Source organism: Pseudomonas sp. NPDC088414, from assembly GCF_044753325.1.
Classification (GTDB): Bacteria; Pseudomonadota; Gammaproteobacteria; order Pseudomonadales; family Pseudomonadaceae; genus Aquipseudomonas.
Map to the genome: position 1 here is coordinate 53,395 of NZ_JBIVMY010000026.1, position 20,627 is coordinate 74,021.

Genomic DNA, 20,627 nt, shown 5'->3' on the forward strand with positions numbered 1-20,627 from the left:
TCACCTGAGAGTCAGTTGTTGTTACTGCCTTTGTTGTCGACGCGGTAGCCGAAGCTGAAGCCCACGCCCTGGAACAGCACCACGTCGGCCAGTTGCCTGGCCAGATCGCCGGCACTCGCCAGTTTGGTTTTCGGCACGAACAGCATGTCGTCCGGTTGCAGGTAGGCGATCTGCGACGCGTCGCCCGACAGGGCTTTTTCCACGTCGTAGTGCACGGCCTGCACCTGGTTGCCGTTGCGCCGCATGATCACCACCGAGTCCAGCCGCGCCTTGACGTTGGTGCCGCGCGCCAGGGTCAGCGCTTCAAGCACCGACACTGGACGGCGGATCGGGTAGGAACCCGGTTGGCCGACTTCGCCGAGCACGTAGATCTCGTTGCCGGCGGTGGACTTGAGCATCACATCGACGCTCATCCGCCCCGGCAATTGCGCGTACTTCTGGTTGAGGAAGGTTTCCAGTTGATTGATGGTCATGCCTTGCAGCGGCACCGCACCGATTTCCGGAAAACTCGCATAACCGTCATTGCCCACGGTGATCTCGCGGCTCATGCCGGTGGCGGGGTGATTCAGCGCACTTTTCAGGTTCTGCTCATTGGTCAGCGGGCTGATGACCTGCACGGTCAGCTGATTGCGGTTGGGCTGGAACAGCTGTTTGCGCTGATAGGCACGCTGGATTTCATCGCGCGCCTCATCGGCGGTCAGGCCGGCGATTTTCACCGAGGTGTTGGCGCCCGGCAGGTTGATCGTGCCGTCAGGCAACACCAACTGGTTGCCGTTGAGCTGGCTGGCAGCGGTGAAGTTCAGGCCGATCTGGTCACCCGACTGCACGCGGTAGGCGTCCGAACCGCTGGTGCTGATGTGGAAGATCACATCCAGCACGTCTTGCGGACGCAGGGTCTGTTCGACCTTGGGCATGTCGGTGGCCTGGGCGTTGGCCGGGGTGGCGGTGAGAATGTTCACCGGCATGTTCTGGGTTTCGGAAGTGCTGGAGCAGCCTGCAAGCGGCAGCATCAGCAGAACAAGTATCTTGGCGTTCATGGCGTCATCCTTCGCGTTTGCTTACAGGTTTTTGTAGAGCCACTTGGGCATGTAGTACTTGCGCCGGTTGAACACGCTGCCGACCACCTTCGCGCCGGCCTGGGTCAGGCGTTGCACGGCGGCCTGGGCGACTTCCCAGCGGGTGTCCTCGGCGCGCACCACGAACACCACGCCATCGACCTGAGTGGCGAGCACCAGCGTGTCGGCGGCGGAATACACCGCGTCACCGTCGATCACCACGAAACGGTACTGGGTGCCCAAGCGGTCGAGCAGCGGGCTCAGGCGCTCGGCGGTCAGGTGTTCCAGGGTGCGGATCGGCCGGCCATTGGGCAGCACATGAAAAGGCAGGCTCGAGACCTGCACCACGCAGTCCTGCAACAGCGGCGGGTTGTCCGGGTTGAATAGCAGGTCGCGCAGGCCGCGCTCCTTGCCCAGGTTCAATTGCTGCGTGAGGTTGCCTGCCGACTGGCTGGCATCGACCAGCAACACCTGGCCGCTGCTCATCTGCGCCAGTTGGCTGGCCAGCGCCAGGGCACTGGTGGTGGTGCCCGCGCCGGGGTTGGCGGCGGTCAGGAACAGGATCCGCAGATCCAGATCCAGTACGGTCGAAATCAGGTTCGATTCGCTGGGGTTGGCAATGCTCAGGCTTTTGTTGGTTGAACCGTCCATTAGCTTGCTCCGTGGCCGCTGAATACTGTGAAGGGGGTTTTCAACAAGATCTTCAGATCAAGCAGGAGGCTCTGCTCGGCGATGTAGCTGAGGTCCAACTCAACGCGCTGGTCGAAGTCGATGTTGCTGCGCCCGGAGATCTGCCACAGGCCGGTCATGCCGGGGTAGATGCTCAGGCGCGCAAGGTGGTTGTCCTTGTAGCGGTAGGCGTTGAACGAAGTCGGCCGCGGGCCGACCAGACGCATGTCCCCGCTGACCACGTTGAACAGGTTGGGCAGTTCATCGAGGCTGGTACGCCGCAGGAAACCGCCGATGCCGGTGATGCGTGGATCCTTGTCGATCTTGAAGTCGATGGCGTCGACCCCGTGCTTGTTGAGGTGGCGCAGCGATTCCTTCAATTCTTCGGCGTTGCAGACCATGGTGCGGAACTTGTACATGCCGAAGGTGCGGCCGCGATAACCGGTGCGTTTCTGCACGAACATCACCGGTCCCGGGCTGGTGAATTTGATGGCCAGCGCCAGGCCCAGCAGCAGCGGCGAAAACACCACCAGAATCAGCAACGCACCGAAGCAGGCCAGCACCCGGTTGGTGCGCGACAGCGTCCATGGCCGGCCACCGTCGCGGCCGGTCAGCCAGCCACGGCCCTGCCGGTGGATGGCGCTATCGAGGCGCATTCGGTGCTCGGGATCCATGCGCTTGTCGCGGCGCATCTGATTGATCGGTACACCTTGTTCATGTCCAGTCATGGGGTCCTCCGCTGATGTTCAGCCGCGAGCGGCGCGTGGGCGACAGGCAGTGGGGTAGTAGTCGCGAAACCAGGCGATGAACCGCCCCAGTCCTTCATCCAGCTCGATCCGGGGCTGGAACCCGGTGGCCTGGGCCAGATCATCGGTCTCGGCACAGGTGTTGAGCACATCGCCCGGTTGCAGGGGCAAGAGCTCGACAATGGCTTTCTGGCCGAGGTGTTTTTCCATCAGCGCCAGATAGGTTTTCAGCTCCACCGGGTGGTGGCCGCCAATGTTGAACAGGCACCACGGCGCCATGCTGCTGCCCGCGTCGGGATGTTCACGATCCCACTCCGGGTGGTTGTGCGGCGGATGGTCGGTGAGGCGCGCGATGCTTTCGACGATGTCGTCGATGTAAGTGAAGTCGCGCTGGTGCTCGCCGTAGTTGAACAGTTTCAGCGGCGTGCCTTCGGTGATCGCCCGGGCAAACTGAATGGGCGACATGTCCGGCCGACCCCATGGCCCGTAAACCGTGAAAAAGCGCAGGCCGGTGCTGGGAATGCCGAACAGGTGGCTGTAACTGTGGGCCATCAGCTCGTTGGCTTTTTTGGTTGCGGCGTACAGCGACAGCGGATGATTCACCCCGTCGTGCACCGAATACGGCGTGTGTTGGTTGGCGCCATACACCGAGCTCGACGAGGCGTAAATCAAGTGCTCCACCGGATGGTGCCGGCAGCCTTCGAGAATGTTCAGGAAGCCGCAGAGGTTACTGTCGAGGTAGGCCTTCGGATTCTCCAGCGAGTAACGCACCCCGGCCTGCGCCGCGAGGTGGATCACCACCTGCGGTTGCTCGCGGACAAACAGCGCTTCAATGGCGGCGGCATCGGCCAGATCAATCCGCGCCAACGGGAAATGCCCGACCTGATCACGCACCCATTGCACCCGATCGTGTTTCAGCTGCGGGTCGTAGTAGCCGTTGAAGTTATCCAGGCCGACCACCGCATGCCCGTCGCGCATCAGCCGCAACACGCAATGGGCGCCAATGAAGCCGGCTGCGCCGGTGACCAGGATTTTCATGGGCGCAATCCTTCCGGAGCGATGTGGCGCAGGCCGATGCCGCTGTAATGCAGACCGGCGGCGGCCACGTGTTCCGGGTTGTAGAGGTTGCGACCGTCGACAATCACCTTCGAGCGCAGCTTGCTCGCCAGCAGCTCGAAATCCACCACGCGAAAATTCTTCCACTCGGTGCAGATCACCAGCGCATCGGCATCTTCCAGGGTGTCGTCGCGGGTGGCGCACAGGTGCAGGTCGTTGCGATAGCCGTACAGGCGCCGGCATTCGGACATGGCTTCCGGATCGTAGGCCTGTACGCTGGCGCCTTCGGCCCATAGCGCGTCCATCAGGTAGCGGCTGGGGGCTTCGCGCATGTCATCGGTATTGGGTTTGAATGCCAAACCCCAAATTGCGATCGACTTGCCGGCCAGACCCTTCGGAAATTGCGCCTTGAGTTTGCCGAAGAGGATGTGCCGCTGGCTGTCGTTGACGTCGGTGACGCTGCGCAACAGTTTCAGCGGCATGCCGTTGTGTTCGGCGGTGTGCAGCAGGGCACGCAGATCCTTGGGGAAGCACGAGCCGCCAAAACCGCAACCGGGATAGATGAAGTGATAGCCGATGCGCGGATCGGAGCCGATGCCTTTGCGCACCGCTTCAATGTCGGCGCCGAGCAGTTCGGTGAGGTTGGCCAGTTCGTTCATGAAGCTGATGCGCGTGGCGAGCATCGCGTTGGCGGCGTATTTGGTCAGCTCGGCGCTGCGGTTGTCCATGAACATCAGTTTTTCGCGGTTGCGGCAGAACGGCGCGTACAACTCGCTCATCTGCTCACGGGCGGCTTCATCGCGAGTGCCGACGATGATCCGGTCCGGGCGCATGCAATCGGCGAGGGCGCTGCCTTCCTTGAGGAATTCGGGGTTGGACACCACGCGGACCTTGAGGCTGCTGCGGCCACGGCGCTGCAACTCTTCAGTGGCCTTGGCGGCGACCTGATCCGCCGTACCGACCGGCACCGTGGACTTGATGATCAGGGTGCGATCAGCCTCCATGTGCGAAGCGATCTGCCGGGCGACATTGAGCACATGGGTCAGGTCGGCGGAGCCGTCTTCATCGGCCGGCGTGCCCACGGCGATGAAAATCAGCTCGGCATGCTCCACCGCGTCGCTGGCCTGGGTGCTAAAGAGCAAGCGGCCGGCCTTGATGTTTTCTTCAAGGGTGCTGGAAAGACCTGGCTCACTTATAGGTGGCACAGCTTGTTGCAGTTGCTTGATCTTGTTGGGGTCAATATCGACACATAAAACCCGATGCCCTACATCTGCAAGTGCGGCGGCTTGAATTAATCCGACATAGCCGGTGCCAAATACGCTCACGTCCATCTGCGCACCCTCGATAGAGCGAAAAGAAGAAGTTCGGAAGAAGACTGTAAAAGGGGTATAGCGCAGCGTTTGGAAAGCGTGTCAGCAAAATGACATGTTGCACGTGTATAACACTTGAGCGTTTTTTGGCGATTGGCCATCAAGTCATTGCTGCGATTGGATTTGTTGTTTTTCTGCAGATTTGTTCAGATTTAAAATAAGCGATAAACGGTTGTAAGCCGCTAATTTAAGGGCTTGCAGCGTTCGGTGTGTGTCAGATTTGAGTCACCGGTTTTTTGACGCTTTCTGAAGAAAACAGTCAATTCTTGCGCTTTGATGGCTGGGTGCTAGTGTCAGGTTCTGACCGACAAACCTTTGACTCCCTGCCGTTTTGCACGAGCGGTATCGCCATGTTCAGATATGCCAAAGAAGTACTTTTAATTGTTTATTTGCTGCTTTATTCCGAATATTACATTGACCGGTTAAATGCTATCGGTGTCGGTTTTGCTGTACTTCTTTTTGGCGCGATGTTTTTGGCGCTTACTTTAGCGTTATATCTAACGGCTTATATTCGTCAGGCTCTCATTCGCCACTTGTTCGCAATAACACTGTTTGTCTCGGCGGTGTTTTTCGATGTGTATACCCGGGTCACCGCGGATTACCTGAGCTACAGCAGTTTTGTCTCGCTGGTGTACTCCGGCGGCTTCATCCAGGAGGCCGCCTACCAGTATCGCGACGCGATCATTCATGGCGCGCTCAGTGGGCTTTTATTACTGTTCGGTGTCGGGCTCAAGCCGCGCCATGCGCTGGCGGTGCCCAATGCAGTGCGGGTGGCGGCGCCGGTGTGTGGCGTGTTGTTGTTGAGCGCGGTGCTGTTCCTGCGGGCGGGCGAGGGCGCGCGCGGTTTGCCGATCATGTACACGCCGCTGGCCTATCTGAACCTGTTCGCCTATGAAGCGCTGCACAACACGGTCGGCCCGCGCGAGCCGGTGACGCTGGCGCGCAATGCGGTGGCGGTCAATCACGATATCGTGCTGATCATCGACGAAAGCATCTCCGGCAATTATCTGGATATCAACGCGCCGTTCGGCGTGCACAGCAACCTTAATCAGGCGCATCCGGGCGTCGACATCTTCAATTACGGCTACGCTGCGTCGATTGCCAATTGCAGCGCCGACACCAACGTCACCCTGCGCTACGGCGGCACCCGTGCCGATTACATGCGGATCAACAGCACGCTGCCGTCGATCTGGCAGTACGCGAAAAAGGCCGGGTTGCGCACGGTGTACATCGACGCTCAGCGCACTGCCGGCAATCTGCAGAACCTGATGACCGACACCGAGAAAAAGGACATCGACGAGTTCGTGCAGTTTGACCAGACCAGCGTGCGTGATCGCGACATGGCCGCCGCCGCCAAGCTGATCGAACTGCTCAACGACGATCAGCCGGAGCTGGTGGTGATCAACAAGGTCGGCGCGCATTTCCCGGTGCACGACAAATACCCCGACGCGTTCATGGCCTATCGGCCGACGCTGCCGCGCGGGCAGTTCACCGAAGTGGCGGATACCGGCAAGCGCGACGGTTTCAACGGCCAGCCGGATGACTGGGTGCTGTACCGCAACGCTTACAAGAACACGGTGTTATGGAACGTCGGCGAGTTCTTCGCCCGGGTGTTTGCCCAGGCCAATTTGCACAACGCGCTGCTGATCTACACCTCCGATCACGGCCAGGACCTGCATGAACGTGGCAACCCCGGGCTCAATACCCACTGCGGCGGCGATCCGGTGGAGGAAGAAGGGCTGGTGCCGCTGGTGGTGATTCAGGGCGATCAGCTGCACGGCCCGGACTGGGCGCAAGCGCTGCCGACGAACAAGGACCGCTCCAGCCACTACAACATTTTTCCGACGCTGCTGCAGTTGATGGGTTACGACCTGGCGGGAGTCGAGGCGCTGTACGGCAAACCGTTGACGCTGCCGACGGCGGACGACTTCACCTTCAACTACCGCTTCAATGCACGGCTGGGCGCCAAGCCTGAGTGGAAGCACATTGATCTGAAGACCATCGTCACACCGGGTGCGGCGGCGACCAGTGTGGCGACCGGGGAGTGAGATTTGTGCCGGTTTCACTGGCCTCATCGCTGGCAAGCCAGCTCCCACAGTGTTTTAGGGTGTACTCAGTATTTGTGGACAACCTCAATCCCTGTGGGAGCTGGCTTGCCAGCGATGGGGCCAGTTCAAACACCTCTGATCTGAAGAGGCCTCCCACAGTGTTTGATGGTGAGTCCAGTATTTGTGAACCACCGCAATCCCTGTGGGAGCTTGCCTGCAAGCGATGGGGCCAGTTCAAACACCACTGATCTGCTCAGGCCGCAATCCGCTATCCTTGCCCCACACTGACCCAACGGATGGCGGCATGCTTCAGGTTCAAGGCGTGTTCAAAAGTTACCTCACTCCCCAAGGCCCGCTCCCGGTGTTGCAAGGCGTCGATCTGACGCTCGAACCCGGCAGCAGTCTGGCGCTGATGGGCGAATCCGGCAGTGGCAAAAGCACCTTGCTGCATTTGATCGCCGGACTCGACAAGGTCGATCGCGGCAGCATCCACAGCGGCGAGCATCGGCTGGAGCAGATGAACGAGGCGCAACTGGCCAATTGGCGCCGCACGGAAATCGGTCTGGTGTTCCAGCAGTTCAACCTGATCGGCAGCCTGCGGGTCGAGGACAATCTGGCGTTTCAGGCGCGTCTGGCCGGGCGCCATGAACCGCGCTGGCAGGCGCATCTGGTGCAGCGATTGGGGCTGGGCGAATTGCTCAAGCGTTATCCCGAACAGTTGTCGGGCGGCCAGCAGCAGCGGGTCGCACTGGCCCGGGCCTTGGCGTCGCGGCCGAAATTGCTGCTCGCTGACGAACCCACCGGCAGCCTCGACGAAGCCACCAGTGATGAAGTGCTGCGCCTATTGCTCGAGTTGCTGGACGATACGCCGACCACGCTGCTGATGGTCACGCACAGCCCACGCGTGGCGGCGAGACTGGCGCAGCGGGTAGTGTTATCCAATGGCCGCCTGACGTGAACGTGTTCTGGCAAACCCTGCGTGCGCTGCTCAGTCACTGGCGGCGGCATCCGGTGCAGTTTTTCAGTGTGCTGACCGGATTGTGGCTGGCCACCAGTCTGCTGACCGGGGTCGAGGCGCTGAACAGTCAGGCCCGCGACAGTTACGCCCGGGCCAGTCAGATGATCGGCGGCGAACCCCAGGCCAGTCTGGTCACACCGAGCGGTGCGATGTTCACCCAGCAGTGGTTCATTGATCTGCGCCGCGCAGGCTGGCCGGTGTCGCCGCTGCTGCAGGGGCGGCTGATGCTCAAGGATCACCTGGACCAGCGCCTGCAACTGATGGGCATCGAACCGGTGTCGCTGCCGGCGGACGCTGCGGTAGCCGGGCAGGCGATGCCGATCGAACGCATCGTCGAATTCTTTTCGCCGCCGGGCAGCACCTGGGTTTCCCCAGAAACCCTGCACGCCTTGGGCCTGACCGAAGGCGCCACGCCGCTGACCGTCAACGGCCAGACACTGCCGCCGCTGCACACACAAAAGGACATGGCGCCGGGCGTGTTGCTGGTGGACATCGGAGTCGCGCAAACCGTGCTCGAACAGCCCGGGCAACTGTCGCGCTTGTTATTGCCCAAGGATTTTCATGCCGAGCTGCCGGCCGCGTTCAATGGCCGGTTGCAGCTCAAGAGCAGCGCCGAGGAAAACAATCTGGCGCGCCTGACCGAGAGCTTTCACCTCAACCTGGATGCCTTGGGCTTTCTCTCGTTTCTGGTCGGGCTGTTTATCGTGCACGCGGCCATCGGTCTGGCGCTGGAACAGCGTCGTGGTCTGCTGCGTACGTTGCGCGCCTGCGGGGTCAGTGCGCGGATGCTGATCGGCTGTCTGATCGTCGAACTCGGTGTGCTGGCGCTGGTTGGCGGGGTGTTCGGGGTCATCAGCGGTTACTGGCTGGCGAGCGTGTTGCTGCCGGATGTCGCCGCCAGCCTGCGCGGTCTGTACGGCGCGGAAGTGGCGGGGCAGTTGCGCCTGAGCCCGTGGTGGTGGTTCAGCGGTATTGGCTTGAGCCTGTTCGGTGCGTTGCTGGCCGGTGCCAGCAGTCTGCTGCGTGCGGCACGTTTGCCGTTGTTGGCGGTGGCGGATCCGCAGGCCTGGCATCAGCAACATGCGCGCTGGTTGCGCCGTCAGGGTTGGCTGGCGGCGCTGCTGGGCTTGATTGCGCTGCTGGCGTTGCTGTTCGGTAACAGTCTCGGTAGCGGTTTTGTGTTGATGGCCGGGCTGCTGCTGGGAGCCGCGCTGGCGTTGCCGGTGCTGCTCAGTGCGGTGCTTACTCCTTTGCTCGGGCGCAGCCGTTCGGTACTCGGTCAGTGGTTTCTCGCCGATTGCCGCCAGCAACTGCCGGCGCTGAGTCTGGCACTGATGGCGTTGCTGCTCGCACTGGCGGCCAACATCGGCGCCGGCAGCATGACCGCCGGGTTTCGCCAGACCTTCGACGACTGGCTCGAACAACGCCTCAGTGCCGAGCTGTACCTCAACCCGGTCAATCCGGCGCAATCCCGTGAAATGTACGTTTGGCTCAAGCAACAACCGAACGTCAGCGCGGTGCTGCCCAACTGGCAGGTGGCAGTGACCCTGCAGGGCTGGCCGGCGGATGTGTTCGGGGTGATCGATCATCCGCACTATCGCCAGCACTGGCCGTTGCTCGAGGCGATTGCCGGTGATCCGTGGGCGCATCTGGCAACGGACGACGCGGTGATGCTCAGCGAACAACTGGCGCGACGGCTGAAGGTGCGCGCGGGGGATCATCTGAGCGTGCCGACGCCGGGCGGGGCGTGGTCACCGCGGATCGTCGGGATCTACGCCGACTACGGCAATCCCAAGGGGCACGTGTTGGTCAACAGCAATCATTTGCTGCGGTTGTGGCCGTCACTGACGCCGAACCGTTTCAACCTGCGCATCGCACCGCCCGATATCCCGCCGTTTTTGACCACGCTGCAGACGCGCTTTCAACTCGATGACAGCCGCATCGTCGATCAGGCGCGGCTCAAGGGGTGGTCGGTGCAGGTTTTCGAACGCACTTTCGCCGCCACCGCCGCGCTCAACAGCCTCACTTTGGCGGTGGCTGGTGTGGCGCTGTTCATCAGTTTGCTGACCCAGAGCCAGAGCCGTCTCGGGCAACTGGCGCCGCTGTGGGCCTTGGGTGTGACGCGCCGCCAGTTGATGCTGCTCAATCTCGGTCAGACCTGGCTGTTGGCGGTGCTGACGCTGGTGCTGGCGTTGCCGTTGGGGATCGCCTTGGCGTGGTGTCTGGACGCGGTGATCAACGTGCAGGCGTTCGGCTGGCGTCTGCCGTTGCGGGTTTTTCCCCTGCAACTGCTGCAGTTGCTCGGGCTGGCGTTGCTGGCGACGCTGTTGGCCTCGGCGTGGCCGCTGTATTCGTTGTACCGCACGCAACCGGCGGATCTGCTGAGGACGTTTGCTCATGAGGATTAACCGGGTTGCGCTACTGTTAGCACTGCTGCTGTTGGCCGGTTGCGATCAACCTGTGCCTGAGCAGAAGGGTTTTGCCGGGCTTGGCGATCAGGCTGCGCAGTTCACCGCCGTGGTGCCGGGGCGGGTGTTCAGCTTCCCGGCGGATCATGGCGCGCATGATGGTTTTCGCATCGAGTGGTGGTATGTCACCGCCAATCTCAAGGACCGGCAGGGTCACGATTTCGGCGTGCAGTGGACGCTGTTTCGCAGCGCCTTAAAGCCTGCGGCAGAACAACCGGGCTGGGCCAACCAGACGATCTGGCTCGGACATGCCGCGGTGACATCGGCCACCGCACACCATGCCGCCGAGCGCTATGCCCGGGGCGGAGTGGGGCAAGCCGGCGTGAACGTCGCGCCGTTCGAGGCGTGGATCGATGATTGGCGCTTCGCCAGTCAGGCGCAGGATCCGCTGACCGATCTGCAACTCAGCGCCAGCGACAAAGCTTTCAGCTATCAATTGCACCTCACCTCCAGTCGGCCGCTGGTGTTACAGGGCGACAACGGTTTCAGCCGCAAATCCGAACAAGGCCAGGCCTCGTACTACTACAGTCAGCCGTTCTTTCAGGCCAGCGGCACCCTGCAAATCGACGGCCAGACCTACACCGTCAGCGGCCCGGCGTGGCTGGACCGTGAGTGGAGCAGCCAGCCGCTGGCGGCCAATCAGACCGGGTGGGACTGGTTTTCCCTGCACCTGGACAGCGGCGAATCGCTGATGCTGTTCCGCACCCGGCAAACCGATGGTGCGCCGTTTCTGACCGGCACCTGGATCAGCGCCAACGGCCAGACCGAAACCTTGAAGAGCGAGCAGATCAAACTCACCCCCCAGGACACCGCCAAGGTCGCCGGACGCCAGATGCCGGTGCGCTGGTCGATCAGCATTCCCGACAAACACCTCGACATCAGCCTCGACGCGCTTAACCCCAAGGCCTGGATGGACCTGCGCATCCCGTACTGGGAAGGGCCGGTGCGGATCAGCGGCAGCCATGGCGGGCGTGGCTATCTGGAAATGACCGGGTACTGACTGCTGATTGCCATTCATGTAGGAGCTGCCGCAGGCTGCGATCTTTTGACTTTGATCTTTAAAAAGATCGCAGCCTTCGGCAGCTCCTACATTGGGTTGAACTCCGTTTCATTGCGCAGCCTCTACAACGTAATACCCGCGGAGGATTGACCATGAGCGACGACCTGCAACCCCCAGACCTCACCACCTGGCAGCGTCTGTTCGACGATCAGACCTACTGGCAGCAATCCCCCGACGCTCACTATTTCGACCTGCAACGCATTGCCGACGACCTGCTCGGCCAGGGCGCGATCGATCTGGAGCAGTGGCAGATCCTGCGCGCCAAGGCCGATGACCTGCACAAGGATTCGCCTGCCGTGAACGTCGCCAATGAACTGGATGACCCCGAAGCCTGAGGAGCCCCGCCATGAAACCCGTATCCCCCAACGAACACCCCGACGAACCCCGGCCACCGGGAGAAACCGAACGCGACAACGACGCCCTGCGCCCGACCGATCCCAAACAGCGCAAGGACAGCGGCAAGGGCACCGCCAGTGGCGAATCCACCGCGCAGGAGACCGCCGCGGCAGAAACGAAAGCCAAGCCCTGAACAGCGTCTATGCTCAATGGCACATCCGCCGCCGACCCTGCGTTGGCGCCGGGTGCTGCCATTCATTACAGGGAAAGTACCGCTTATGAAGCTCCACGCTCTGGCCAAGGCCATCACCCTCGCAACTGTCCTGTCCGCCACCAGCTTCGGCGCAATGGCGGCCGATATTCCGCTATCCGCCACCGTCGAGGCCGATCAGGTCACGACCAAAGTGCTGGCCGTCGATGCGGCCAACCATCAGGTCGTGCTGGAAGGCGCCGAAGGTCGTCAGGTTCACGTTCAGCTCAGCGACAAGGCGAAAAACCTCGCCAACCTCCAGGTCGGCGATCTGGTAAAAGTCGAAGTGCAGCGTTCGGTGGCGGCTTACCTCGATACCGATGTGGATAAAGGTCTGCCTGGCACCGTCGAGCGTAGCGGCGAACTGCGCAAGGCGCCGGGCAGCGAAAACCCGGGCGGCGAGGCTTACCGGCAGATTCAGGTGCAACTGAAAATCACCAAAATTGATTTGAAGAATAATCAGGTGACCCTGGAAAACCCTCAAGGTCAGTCGAAAATCCTCGACGTCAAAAAGCCTGAAATTCAGGCCAAGCTGAAAGATCTGAAAGTCGGGCAGAGCGTAGTAGTCACTTATACCGATGTATTAAAAGTGACCAGTCAGCATGAAAGCTGAGTATTAACTCTACAAGATGATTGTTCTTGTACAGATTATTGTATGAGAACAATCATCTGAAATGAGCTGAGCCGTGCTTTGAAAGTTTCAAGAAAGGATTTCGTCGATAAATATCTATTAACTTCTTCGTACATAAAATTTACCTTTGTGTATGACGACATATCCGCCAACTTCTATTAAAATCCTTCCCGTTCGCCCAGTGTCAGGGCTCTTTACCGGTGCATGGATTGCCAGGCCATTACACTGGGCGAACACCTCTTCGGAGCGAATGTATACAATTTCAGATAAAAAAAGGGCGACTTTGCAGTCGCCCTTTTTTGTGTTCGCGATTATGTCGATGCCTGACCCGCAAAGCGTTTGAGAGTGGCTTCATACATCTTGGTGCGGCGGTGGTTTTTACCGTACGTGCCGGCGGCGGCAACAGTTCCTGCCTGGATGTGATCCAGATAGCGGAAAATCTTGCGCGGTGACAGCAGCTTGATGACGTAGCCCAGAGCGACCATTCGATCCTGCAGGGTATAACCGGGAACTCGGTCATCCATGCAAAAGTGCAGTCCATGGGATTTCATCAACTTGGCGTTCCACAAGGTGCAAAAACTCTTGAGATGAGTTTCTCGATAAGGTTTCGGCTCTTTACTACGCAAACCCAACGCAGTTTTCGCCCGGCGAATATAGTGTTTGCAAAACCGCGAAGTTAGTCGCCAGGTGTCTCTGACAATCCCACGATTGATTTGCTCGACACACCCGACTGCGGCGATATCCGCAGACGTTGTGCACTCACGCAACATCATCGCAAAGACTTCCTTGTCGTAGACAAAGGTGTCGGTGTGCAGCAGAAATAGATAGTCGGTTTCAACTTTTTCCAGCGCCAGATCCAGCGCCTTGCCGTGCGCAATATGTCCCGCTTCTTTGCCGGGGGAGGGACGTTCGATCAGATTGATCCAGTCCAACGAGCGCAAGTAATCCAGGCTGGCGTCGGCAGAGTCATTGTCCACCACCCAAACCGGAACGCGCTGCGCCTGAACATGCTGGCGCAACAACTCCAGGCACATCCGGGTGATGTCCGGGGTTTTGTAATTTACCAATACAAGACTGAAATTCGGCTGCGTAACGGCTGGTAAATCAAACAGGCTCATTCGGGAAGCTCATCCGCGGTTGATCGGTGACAGGTGTCTCTCGGGCCGGGATGCTAGCGACGCAAGCTTAGTTGAAGCTTAATTTGCTGTTCAGGAAGTGAGGCGAGGTGTTTCGAGACACGACATCTCACCCACGGAATCCGGTCCACACGTTAAACTGCGCTCCGCTTTAACGCTTCAGGAAAACCGGACGTATTGCTCTCGCCACCATTGATGGCGTCATCAATGCCCCCGGCGACGCGCAACGCTTTTTGCCTGGATTTTTTAAGCCACAAGGAAGTATCAAATGAGCAACAGTTTCAAAACTATCGGTGCAGTAGGTACTGCTTTTTTTTCGATGTTCATCGCCTGTAAAACGTGGGCACAAGAACCGCGTGAGCTCTACGACGGGATGAAGGCAGGCAAGTGCGCACCGAATTCGGAACATCTGCATGAGCGAGCAGTTGCAGGTGATCTCGAAGCGCAGACGCAGTTTGGCAAAGCCATTCAGGAGAACCTTTGCGGGGTGGTAGAGCAGTGGTCGCCGGGCATGCCGGAAGAGTGGTTTCGCAAGGCAGCAGAACAAGGTAATGCCGAGGCGCAAGTCGGACTTGCTGAGGAGCTTAGTTGGGATCGAAGTGTTGAGGGTGAAGATGCAGGTGTTTATTGGGATCTGAAAGCGGCGGAGCAGGGTAACGCCAAAGCTCAGTTCAGTCTGGCGCAGATCTACCATCGCGGCGGCCGATCAATCAAAAATCTCAAGGATATGGACAAAGCGTTGGCGTACTACAACCAGTCGGCCGAGGGCGGCTACGTCATGGCCTATATGTTCTGGCTCACATCTACGAAGAGGGTGACGAAGTTCCACAGAGCGACGTAACCGCAGCAAATTGGTTTCGTAAGGCTGCTGAGGCAGGAGACGCATCTGGTCAAAATAATTTCGCCGAGATGCTGGCCACCGGGCGCGGTGTAGAAAAGGATGAAAAGCTCGCTGTCGCGTGGTATCGCAAATCGGCTTTGCAAGGTAACCAGTACTCGCAATATGAATTGGCACAGATGCTGGAGCAGGGGCATGGAACTGAACGCAATGAACGCGAAGCTGCGAAACTTTACCGCTAGTCAGCGGACGCAGACTTTGGCAACGCTCAGTTGGCATTAGGAAAGATGTATGCGCAAGGGCGAGGTGGACTGCCCAAGAGCCGATCCAAGGCAGAGTTCTGGATGCTCAAGGCAGTGGGTCGCTATGCGCCTGGAGCGAAGGAAGAATTGGAAAAGCTCTGAGATACAACCAGAAAGAGGCGATTAAAGTCGCCTCTTTCTGATTGAATGAATCAGATCTCTTGATTCCAGGCTGATAAGGTGATCACCGTTCCTTCGTCCTCTTTATTTCGTATTTCGATTTTGTAAGTACCACCACCGATGTAACCCTCGACCAGCGCTTTTCGTTGATTACCGCTGATTTCGGCATCCTTCGCATGCTGCTGATAGAAATCGATGACATCTGCATAATCAGTAAAGGTACGAAGAATGACCTCGAACTCATGCTGAGGACGTCCGGCAATCTTGTCCCAATCACCCTCAATCGGTGAACCCTCCATCCCCGGCGTGGTGAATACGCCGTGAGCACCCGCACCGATCAGATGCGCCCGTTGCGGCAGCATTGCCAGCATCGCTTTAGGGAAATCGGAGGGTAACTGAGCCGCCGTCCAGGAACCCTGGTTCGGGTTAGTGGCAGCGTATTCAATGGTCGCAATTTTCTGCGCGGCCGCCCGTCGCTCCGGATTATCGCTTTCCGCCCACATGGCCAACAGCGGCGGCAACTGCTTGCTCCAGCCAATCAAGGATTCTGCGTCAGCTTTTTTCGCGCCTTGCGGCTGGAAGATCGTCAGCACCGTGTCCGGCGCATCATTACAGGTCAAAGCCTCGTCACGAGACTTCACCGTGCAATGACCATTCACCAAGCCGACAGCGATCAGTTGACCCTTGTCATCCAGTAACAAAGCCCCACGGTCGAACCCGTTGTTGCCATCATCCATGGCGGTGATCATTTTTCTGCCGGCAGGCACACCCTGTTCAAACATCGACATTTCCGAATCGAGCGCTTCCAGAACTTGTTGCACGATCATTGTTTTGTCGTTGGTGTAGCTACCTGTTTGGTAGCCAAAGAAATCAACTAGCGCCGAACGAATGGCTGGATCCCTGTTGAGCTTTGGCGCTCTGTCCGGGGCTGGGTCATTGGTGAGTAGCAGGGCCGTCGTTCCGTCTGGGCGTTGTTCGGAGCGAAGGGATAATGCGGTGGCGCTGAGTGAGAAGGCTAGGGCGAGAAGAAGGGTTAGAGGGCGAGTCAGGTATTTCAAGGGGACAGTCCTTTGAGTGTGTGATCCGATTGCTGTAATGGCGGTGAGTGATTGAGAATGTTCAGGAAATCACCACAGCTAGTTAGACGGCAAAAACTTCTTTGGTAGGAAAGTTTTCAATGTGTTATAGGCAGGTTTCGAAATTTTATATAAATTAAAGGAATGTTTTTGGTTGTAAGGGGAGGGTGAGTTTGTAGTTGGTGATAGATTTTTATAGATATATTTTTGATGAGCTTTTAGGTGTGTGTTAGTTCTTGGTGATGAGTTAGATTATTGTCTGCGTTGATGCTTCATCGGAAGATGGGTTGGTGAAGTAAGTTCTGAGTTTTCATTGTGGGGCTGCTTCAGATTTTTTCAACAAGCTATAGATTTCTGTTTCGACTTCAGTTGCTGGTGTGGAGTCTATGATTTTTTTTATATGTGATGAGTATTTTTTTTCCATAGGTACTTCTGCCCAATCGAGCTCGTATATGGCGATTATTTTTACGTCCTTGTACTCAGAGTTGGAAAGCAGTAGCTTTAATATTTTGATGGCGTGCTCTGTTCTGTCTTCGCCTAATGAAACAGCGCAACGCTGCTGCCAATACTCCGGCTTTTCAAGTATTTCTTGCTCCAAACGGCTCCAATGCTGGTCTTTGAAGTCTATAAGCACTGTTTTAGCAACAAGCTCGGTGCTGTACTCGGTCCAGTTTGATTCTTCAGAGTCTCCAATCCATGAGCATAGCTTTTCGTAAACTTCGTCTGCGTGGTGAAATGTCATGGGGTTGCTCCTGTTGGGTAGGATGAGGTCACTACACCATTCTCTTTAATTACTTGCCACTCAACACCGTCAACAATTTTAGTGTGTTCGGTAACTAATGATCCGGGTTCATTGCGCAATACTCTGCCTGGCTCTGATGCCACCTCATCCGTAGCTTTTAGTATTTTTGCGTCACTCCAGCTTTTAGGTGCGAAAGTATGTCTATTTGGAGATTTTGCAGCGGACCAGCCAGTGGTTCCATCTTTTCGCTCCAAAATCATCTTGAAATTTTTCACACTGGTAGTCCCATCTTTATTAGTGCTGACTACATCGTATTGATAGTTTGGTGAATTCATTACCTGAGGGGAGTGACCACCGACAGGCTTGTTATGTCCAGGGCTCCGAGTGCCATACAGGATTTTTTCCTGCATTGTTTTGGGGATCGGTCCTGTATATGGAGCTTCGGGACTGCCTTCATCAACTTTGGCTTTTTCTTCAGGTTTCTGCGCGTTATTCGCGGATTGCTCTTTGTCTCCCGCACCGGGACACCCATTCAACCCCAGCGGATCCACCCACCCCGTAGGGTTAGGCACGTACTGGTAGTTATTCAACCCCCCAGCAAGCTTGATCGGATCCGGCGTCAAAAACCGTCCTGTGCCCGGATTGTAGTAGCGGTGGCGGTTGTAATGTAACCCCGTCTCGGCGTCGAAATACTGACCCTGGAAGCGCAACGGGTTATCGATCTCGCTGACGTCCAGCGCCGCGAGGTTACCGTAGGCGCGGTACTTGGCCGACCACATGATCTCGCCGCTGTAATCAGTGAGTTCCTGTGGTGTGCCGAGGTGGTCGAGTTGGTAGTAATACGGCGTGGCCTTACGTGGGCCTTCGCCATCGAGCATCGCCAGTGGGCGGAAGCTACCGGGTTCGTAAATGTAGCTGCGGTAGCGGTTTTCCTCGCTTTCGGCGATCAGTCGTTCACCTTGCCACAGAAACTCGGTGGTCTGGCCGTCGACGGTCTTCTCGATGCGGCGACCGAAGGCGTCGTATTTGTAGGACGCGGTGCTCCCACCCGGCAGGCTTACGCCGATTAGGCGGTGCTGGCAGTCATAGCGGTATTCGGTGACGAGTTTCTGGCCGGTGCCACGGCGTTCGCGGATCAGGTTGCCGTAGGCATCGTAGTCGTAATGGCGGTCACCCTGCATCAGCAGGCGGTTGCCTTTGACGTTGGCGAGGTTGGCGGTGCCTTCGTTGTTCTGTCCAAGCAGGTTACCCGCCGGGTCGTGGGCGAAGCTTTCCGGTGTGGCGCCGCGCACGCTGATGAGTCGGTCGAGCGGGTCGTAGTGGTAGCTGCGCTTGCCTTTGCGGCTGTCATCGATACCGGCGAGGTTGCCGTTGGCATCGTAGTTGTAGCGTCGCTGGAACAGGTTTTTATCACGCTGGCCGACTGTATGGGCTTGCAGGCGGCCTTGTTCGTCGTATTGATATTGGCTGAGCAGCAGGCCTTGTTGACGCTGTTGTTCACGACCGGCGCTGAACTGATGGCTGGTCAGGCGTGAGCCGTTGAGGTCGATGCTGCTCAGGCGTCCGCCGGACAGGTGACGGTAGTCGAGTGTACTGCCGTCAGGGAGACGGCAGTGACTCAGTTGGCCAACGCTGTCGTATTCGTAACGCGTGGTGCCCCAGCCCTGGTGTTCGGTAATCAGACGATCCTGTACGTCGTATTCATAGGCGAGCGGCCAGTGGCCGTCGTCGACATTCACCAGACGACCCAAAGCGTCGTAGCTGTAATGAATCTCTCCGCCGTCGGCGAGGGTTTTTACCAGTAGGCGGCCAGCGGCGTCGCGTTGATACTCGGTAACGAGTTCGCTGCCGTCATCACCGTATTCGGTTTTCTTCAACAACTGGCCGTTGAGGTCGTATTCGTAGGCGGTGCGGCGACCGTCGAAGCCGGTTTCCTGCTGGATCAGGCCGTTCGAGTAGTAATCGAGTTGGTAATGTTCGCCGCGCTCGTTCTCTATTTCGGTGAGCAACAGACGCGAGTTGTCATAGCGGTAGCGCAGTTGGCTACCATCCGGATTGATGCGGCGGCTTACCAGGTGCAGGTTGTCGGCGTATTCGTAGCGAGTGATGCGGCCGAGTTCGTCACGTTCGGCGGTGACGTTGCCATAGGCGTTGTAGGTGAAGGCACGTGTTGCACCGCCCGGCAGCGTGACTTGTGCCAGGCGGTTGGCCGTATCCCATTGGTAGTGGGTGATGGCGCCGGATTCTTCCTGACGAGTGATCTGACGACCCAGTGCGTCGTAGCGATACTTGCGTTGACCGCCGTCCGGCAGGCGTTCTTCCGGAAAAAGGAGACGGCTCTGGTTCTGAAAAAGGCGGCTAGAACAGGGGGATTTTCACTCCCTTTTGAATCAAAAAGGGGGTAAGCCGGAAAATAAACCTGTCCCCCTTAGTCTCGTCTGTAAAATCGGTGATCTGATTACTTCGCCATAGTCGCAATTTCGACTATCCTGACACGCGAATGACTCATCTCAATGTTATTCTTTCACCCATTTATCCAAAGGAAGTTTCTCAGTTTTTTTTGCAAACAATTCTTTTGCTTCCCGGAGAGTCATGTGGTTTGGGCCGCTATAAGTGTCAAGGTTGCTAGCTCCATTGTCTTCCCAATGCATAGGTCGCAAATTTCATAATTACCAAGCACTAAAAGCGTGCGATATTTACAGCACGGGCAAGGCATCAGAGTTTCAATTTCTCCAGATACCTCGTACTCTCCAATATTCAATTGTTTTAATTTTTTCGATAGGAATGCGTTTGTTACGCCTTTGTAGCTTGATGTTAGCGCAAGTATGATAAGTTCGTCATATTTTTTATCATCGATGTCGCTAGGTAAATCGTCCTCGCTGGCAATAAGGCTCTGCAGTTGCTCTGACAGCGTGAAGAATTCAGGATTGCTCTCATCAATACTCCACCAATCGAGGAGATGAGATTCTCGCTCGTCATGGTCAAGCAAAATTATAGTTGCCTTTGAGATTTTTTTTATAGCATCGTGTCGATCAATTTTGGTCATTTTATAAACCCTTGGCGAATTCAATCATGAAAAAGGGGGGCGGATTTATTTTCTGAAAAGAATGCCAAAGGGAGGGCGTTCAATCCCTTTTGATCAAAAAGTGGCAAGCTGAAGCAGTATAGGTATGCTCAGTTTTTTGGTGAGTGATTTCACCAGAAATAGAAATCCATTATTTTTATAAGTTGGAAGTGTTTATGTGTTTATGTAATTCATTTATGTTGAGTCGCCATTTTCATAGAATAAGGAGTGGTTTTCCGATATTCTTTTGGTTTAGTATTGAATATGGATTTGTGGTTTTTATCAGTTTATACATTTCTGAGAAAAATTCAGAAGTAAAAAAACAGCCCAGTATTATGTTTTATTGCTGATTCATTAAGCTTTAAGATTTTTTTTATTATTTCATTGTTGGTGGTTTTTAATGCTTCTTGAAATATGTTGAGGGATGTTTGTAATTCTGAGATGCCCTGTATTTTTTCGTCTTCGTACTCGTCTATAAGTATTCCTAGTGTTGAGTTAATTTTTTCAATTGCTCCGGTCTTTGCAAGAGTTGTGAATTCATCTTCGGAAAGAAAAATTTCTTCCAGATCTCCCGGTAAACATTCATCAAAGTCTAATCGATTCATTGCTTCCACGGTTACTGGCACTGAAATTGTTTTCACT

General features: G+C 57.0%; 20 protein-coding genes and 1 pseudogene. 9 read left to right on the forward strand and 12 right to left on the reverse strand.

The features are described from left to right. Nucleotides 1-11 precede the first annotated feature (11 nt). The 6 genes from ACIP8I_RS20210 to ACIP8I_RS20235 are packed head-to-tail and all read right to left on the reverse strand — an operon-like array spanning nucleotide 12 to nucleotide 4,857. Nucleotides 12-1,037, reverse strand: coding sequence for a polysaccharide biosynthesis/export family protein (locus ACIP8I_RS20210; protein ID WP_400763345.1), 1,026 nt, complete (start codon nucleotides 1,035-1,037; stop codon nucleotides 12-14). 21 nt (nucleotides 1,038-1,058) lie between these two features. Next, nucleotides 1,059-1,706: a CpsD/CapB family tyrosine-protein kinase gene (locus ACIP8I_RS20215; protein ID WP_007961335.1), complete on the reverse strand. Its 648-nt coding sequence runs from the start codon at nucleotides 1,704-1,706 to the stop codon at nucleotides 1,059-1,061. After that, complete coding sequence (locus ACIP8I_RS20220) at nucleotides 1,706-2,380, reverse strand: sugar transferase (RefSeq protein ID WP_400763348.1); 675 nt, start codon at nucleotides 2,378-2,380, stop codon at nucleotides 1,706-1,708. Before ACIP8I_RS20220 ends, ACIP8I_RS20215 begins: the two co-directional genes overlap by 1 nt. After that, a complete protein-coding gene (locus tag ACIP8I_RS20225) occupies nucleotides 2,335-2,442 on the reverse strand; it encodes an ESPR-type extended signal peptide-containing protein (RefSeq protein WP_227698836.1) in 108 nt (35 codons plus the stop codon). Before ACIP8I_RS20225 ends, ACIP8I_RS20220 begins: the two co-directional genes overlap by 46 nt. A gap of 28 nt (nucleotides 2,443-2,470) precedes the next feature. Beyond that, nucleotides 2,471-3,508 (reverse strand): NAD-dependent epimerase, encoded by a 1,038-nt coding sequence (locus ACIP8I_RS20230; protein ID WP_367085086.1) that lies wholly within the window; start codon nucleotides 3,506-3,508, stop codon nucleotides 2,471-2,473. Further along, nucleotides 3,505-4,857, reverse strand: coding sequence for a UDP-glucose dehydrogenase family protein (locus tag ACIP8I_RS20235; RefSeq protein WP_400763351.1), 1,353 nt, complete (start codon nucleotides 4,855-4,857; stop codon nucleotides 3,505-3,507). Before ACIP8I_RS20235 ends, ACIP8I_RS20230 begins: the two co-directional genes overlap by 4 nt. A 389-nt stretch (nucleotides 4,858-5,246) precedes the next feature. On the opposite strand from ACIP8I_RS20235, the gene ACIP8I_RS20240 reads away from it, so the two are divergent. The 7 genes from ACIP8I_RS20240 to ACIP8I_RS20270 all read left to right on the forward strand — a co-directional run bounded on the left by ACIP8I_RS20240 (nucleotide 5,247) and on the right by ACIP8I_RS20270 (nucleotide 12,689). Continuing rightward, a complete protein-coding gene (locus ACIP8I_RS20240) occupies nucleotides 5,247-6,944 on the forward strand; it encodes a sulfatase-like hydrolase/transferase (protein ID WP_400763353.1) in 1,698 nt (565 codons plus the stop codon). Between the two features lie 304 nt (nucleotides 6,945-7,248). Next, nucleotides 7,249-7,902, forward strand: coding sequence for an ABC transporter ATP-binding protein (locus ACIP8I_RS20245; RefSeq protein ID WP_400763355.1), 654 nt, complete (start codon nucleotides 7,249-7,251; stop codon nucleotides 7,900-7,902). Beyond that, the gene (locus tag ACIP8I_RS20250) at nucleotides 7,899-10,370 is read left to right on the forward strand and encodes an ABC transporter permease (protein ID WP_400763358.1); all 2,472 of its coding nucleotides are present in this window, start codon (nucleotides 7,899-7,901) and stop codon (nucleotides 10,368-10,370) included. Before ACIP8I_RS20245 ends, ACIP8I_RS20250 begins: the two co-directional genes overlap by 4 nt. Continuing rightward, nucleotides 10,360-11,430, forward strand: coding sequence for a lipocalin-like domain-containing protein (locus ACIP8I_RS20255; protein WP_400763361.1), 1,071 nt, complete (start codon nucleotides 10,360-10,362; stop codon nucleotides 11,428-11,430). Before ACIP8I_RS20250 ends, ACIP8I_RS20255 begins: the two co-directional genes overlap by 11 nt. A 152-nt stretch (nucleotides 11,431-11,582) precedes the next feature. Continuing rightward, nucleotides 11,583-11,825 (forward strand): hypothetical protein, encoded by a 243-nt coding sequence (locus ACIP8I_RS20260; protein WP_007961359.1) that lies wholly within the window; start codon nucleotides 11,583-11,585, stop codon nucleotides 11,823-11,825. A gap of 11 nt (nucleotides 11,826-11,836) precedes the next feature. Then, nucleotides 11,837-12,019, forward strand: a complete 183-nt coding sequence (locus ACIP8I_RS20265; protein WP_400763363.1) for a hypothetical protein — start codon at nucleotides 11,837-11,839, stop codon at nucleotides 12,017-12,019. Nucleotides 12,020-12,104: 85 nt separating this feature from the next. Continuing rightward, a complete protein-coding gene (locus ACIP8I_RS20270) occupies nucleotides 12,105-12,689 on the forward strand; it encodes a hypothetical protein (RefSeq protein WP_096796222.1) in 585 nt (194 codons plus the stop codon). A 329-nt stretch (nucleotides 12,690-13,018) separates the two neighbouring features. On the opposite strand, the gene ACIP8I_RS20275 is transcribed toward ACIP8I_RS20270, so the two are convergent. After that, nucleotides 13,019-13,825 (reverse strand): glycosyltransferase family 2 protein, encoded by an 807-nt coding sequence (locus ACIP8I_RS20275; protein WP_400763365.1) that lies wholly within the window; start codon nucleotides 13,823-13,825, stop codon nucleotides 13,019-13,021. Between the two features lie 286 nt (nucleotides 13,826-14,111). Between ACIP8I_RS20275 and ACIP8I_RS20280 the strand changes: the two genes are divergently transcribed. Together ACIP8I_RS20280 and ACIP8I_RS20285 are read left to right on the forward strand one after the other, a co-directional pair. Then, nucleotides 14,112-14,684, forward strand: a complete 573-nt coding sequence (locus ACIP8I_RS20280; RefSeq protein ID WP_400763368.1) for a tetratricopeptide repeat protein — start codon at nucleotides 14,112-14,114, stop codon at nucleotides 14,682-14,684. Next, nucleotides 14,645-14,923, forward strand: a complete 279-nt coding sequence (locus tag ACIP8I_RS20285; protein WP_400763390.1) for a tetratricopeptide repeat protein — start codon at nucleotides 14,645-14,647, stop codon at nucleotides 14,921-14,923. The genes ACIP8I_RS20280 and ACIP8I_RS20285 overlap by 40 nt, the downstream gene beginning before the upstream one ends. Nucleotides 14,924-15,135: 212 nt before the next feature. On the opposite strand, the gene ACIP8I_RS20290 is transcribed toward ACIP8I_RS20285, so the two are convergent. The 5 genes and pseudogenes from ACIP8I_RS20290 to ACIP8I_RS20310 form a co-directional block, all read right to left on the reverse strand. Beyond that, a complete protein-coding gene (locus tag ACIP8I_RS20290) occupies nucleotides 15,136-16,161 on the reverse strand; it encodes a hypothetical protein (RefSeq protein WP_400763370.1) in 1,026 nt (341 codons plus the stop codon). Nucleotides 16,162-16,489: 328 nt separating this feature from the next. Beyond that, nucleotides 16,490-16,921 (reverse strand): HEAT repeat domain-containing protein, encoded by a 432-nt coding sequence (locus tag ACIP8I_RS20295; RefSeq protein ID WP_400763373.1) that lies wholly within the window; start codon nucleotides 16,919-16,921, stop codon nucleotides 16,490-16,492. Continuing rightward, nucleotides 16,918-19,242, reverse strand: a pseudogene (locus ACIP8I_RS20300) (RHS repeat-associated core domain-containing protein); the annotation flags it as partial. The gene ACIP8I_RS20295 and the pseudogene ACIP8I_RS20300, both read right to left, overlap by 4 nt. A gap of 269 nt (nucleotides 19,243-19,511) precedes the next feature. Beyond that, on the reverse strand, nucleotides 19,512-19,967 hold the full coding sequence (locus ACIP8I_RS20305) for a hypothetical protein (protein ID WP_400763376.1): 456 nt from the start codon (nucleotides 19,965-19,967) through the stop codon (nucleotides 19,512-19,514). 326 nt (nucleotides 19,968-20,293) lie between these two features. Further along, on the reverse strand, nucleotides 20,294-20,626 hold the full coding sequence (locus ACIP8I_RS20310) for a hypothetical protein (RefSeq protein WP_400763378.1): 333 nt from the start codon (nucleotides 20,624-20,626) through the stop codon (nucleotides 20,294-20,296). Nucleotide 20,627: the final 1 nt, after the last annotated feature.

Excerpts from the sequence above, each read along its gene's own strand:
- ACIP8I_RS20275 (WP_400763365.1), bottom strand. The coding sequence starts at position 13,825 with ATGAGCCTGTTTGATTTACCAGCCGTTACGCAGCCGAATTTCAGTCTT.
- ACIP8I_RS20220 (WP_400763348.1), bottom strand. The coding sequence starts at position 2,380 with ATGCGCCTCGATAGCGCCATCCACCGGCAGGGCCGTGGCTGGCTGACC.
- ACIP8I_RS20260 (WP_007961359.1), top strand. The coding sequence starts at position 11,583 with ATGAGCGACGACCTGCAACCCCCAGACCTCACCACCTGGCAGCGTCTG.
- ACIP8I_RS20295 (WP_400763373.1), bottom strand. The coding sequence starts at position 16,921 with ATGACATTTCACCACGCAGACGAAGTTTACGAAAAGCTATGCTCATGG.
- ACIP8I_RS20235 (WP_400763351.1), bottom strand. The coding sequence starts at position 4,857 with ATGGACGTGAGCGTATTTGGCACCGGCTATGTCGGATTAATTCAAGCC.
- ACIP8I_RS20305 (WP_400763376.1), bottom strand. The coding sequence starts at position 19,967 with ATGACCAAAATTGATCGACACGATGCTATAAAAAAAATCTCAAAGGCA.
- ACIP8I_RS20270 (WP_096796222.1), top strand. The coding sequence starts at position 12,105 with ATGAAGCTCCACGCTCTGGCCAAGGCCATCACCCTCGCAACTGTCCTG.
- ACIP8I_RS20240 (WP_400763353.1), top strand. The coding sequence starts at position 5,247 with ATGTTCAGATATGCCAAAGAAGTACTTTTAATTGTTTATTTGCTGCTT.
- ACIP8I_RS20225 (WP_227698836.1), bottom strand. The coding sequence starts at position 2,442 with ATGAACAAGGTGTACCGATCAATCAGATGCGCCGCGACAAGCGCATGG.
- ACIP8I_RS20210 (WP_400763345.1), bottom strand. The coding sequence starts at position 1,037 with ATGAACGCCAAGATACTTGTTCTGCTGATGCTGCCGCTTGCAGGCTGC.
- ACIP8I_RS20245 (WP_400763355.1), top strand. The coding sequence starts at position 7,249 with ATGCTTCAGGTTCAAGGCGTGTTCAAAAGTTACCTCACTCCCCAAGGC.
- ACIP8I_RS20230 (WP_367085086.1), bottom strand. The coding sequence starts at position 3,508 with ATGAAAATCCTGGTCACCGGCGCAGCCGGCTTCATTGGCGCCCATTGC.
- ACIP8I_RS20215 (WP_007961335.1), bottom strand. The coding sequence starts at position 1,706 with ATGGACGGTTCAACCAACAAAAGCCTGAGCATTGCCAACCCCAGCGAA.
- ACIP8I_RS20280 (WP_400763368.1), top strand. The coding sequence starts at position 14,112 with ATGAGCAACAGTTTCAAAACTATCGGTGCAGTAGGTACTGCTTTTTTT.
- ACIP8I_RS20265 (WP_400763363.1), top strand. The coding sequence starts at position 11,837 with ATGAAACCCGTATCCCCCAACGAACACCCCGACGAACCCCGGCCACCG.
- ACIP8I_RS20255 (WP_400763361.1), top strand. The coding sequence starts at position 10,360 with ATGAGGATTAACCGGGTTGCGCTACTGTTAGCACTGCTGCTGTTGGCC.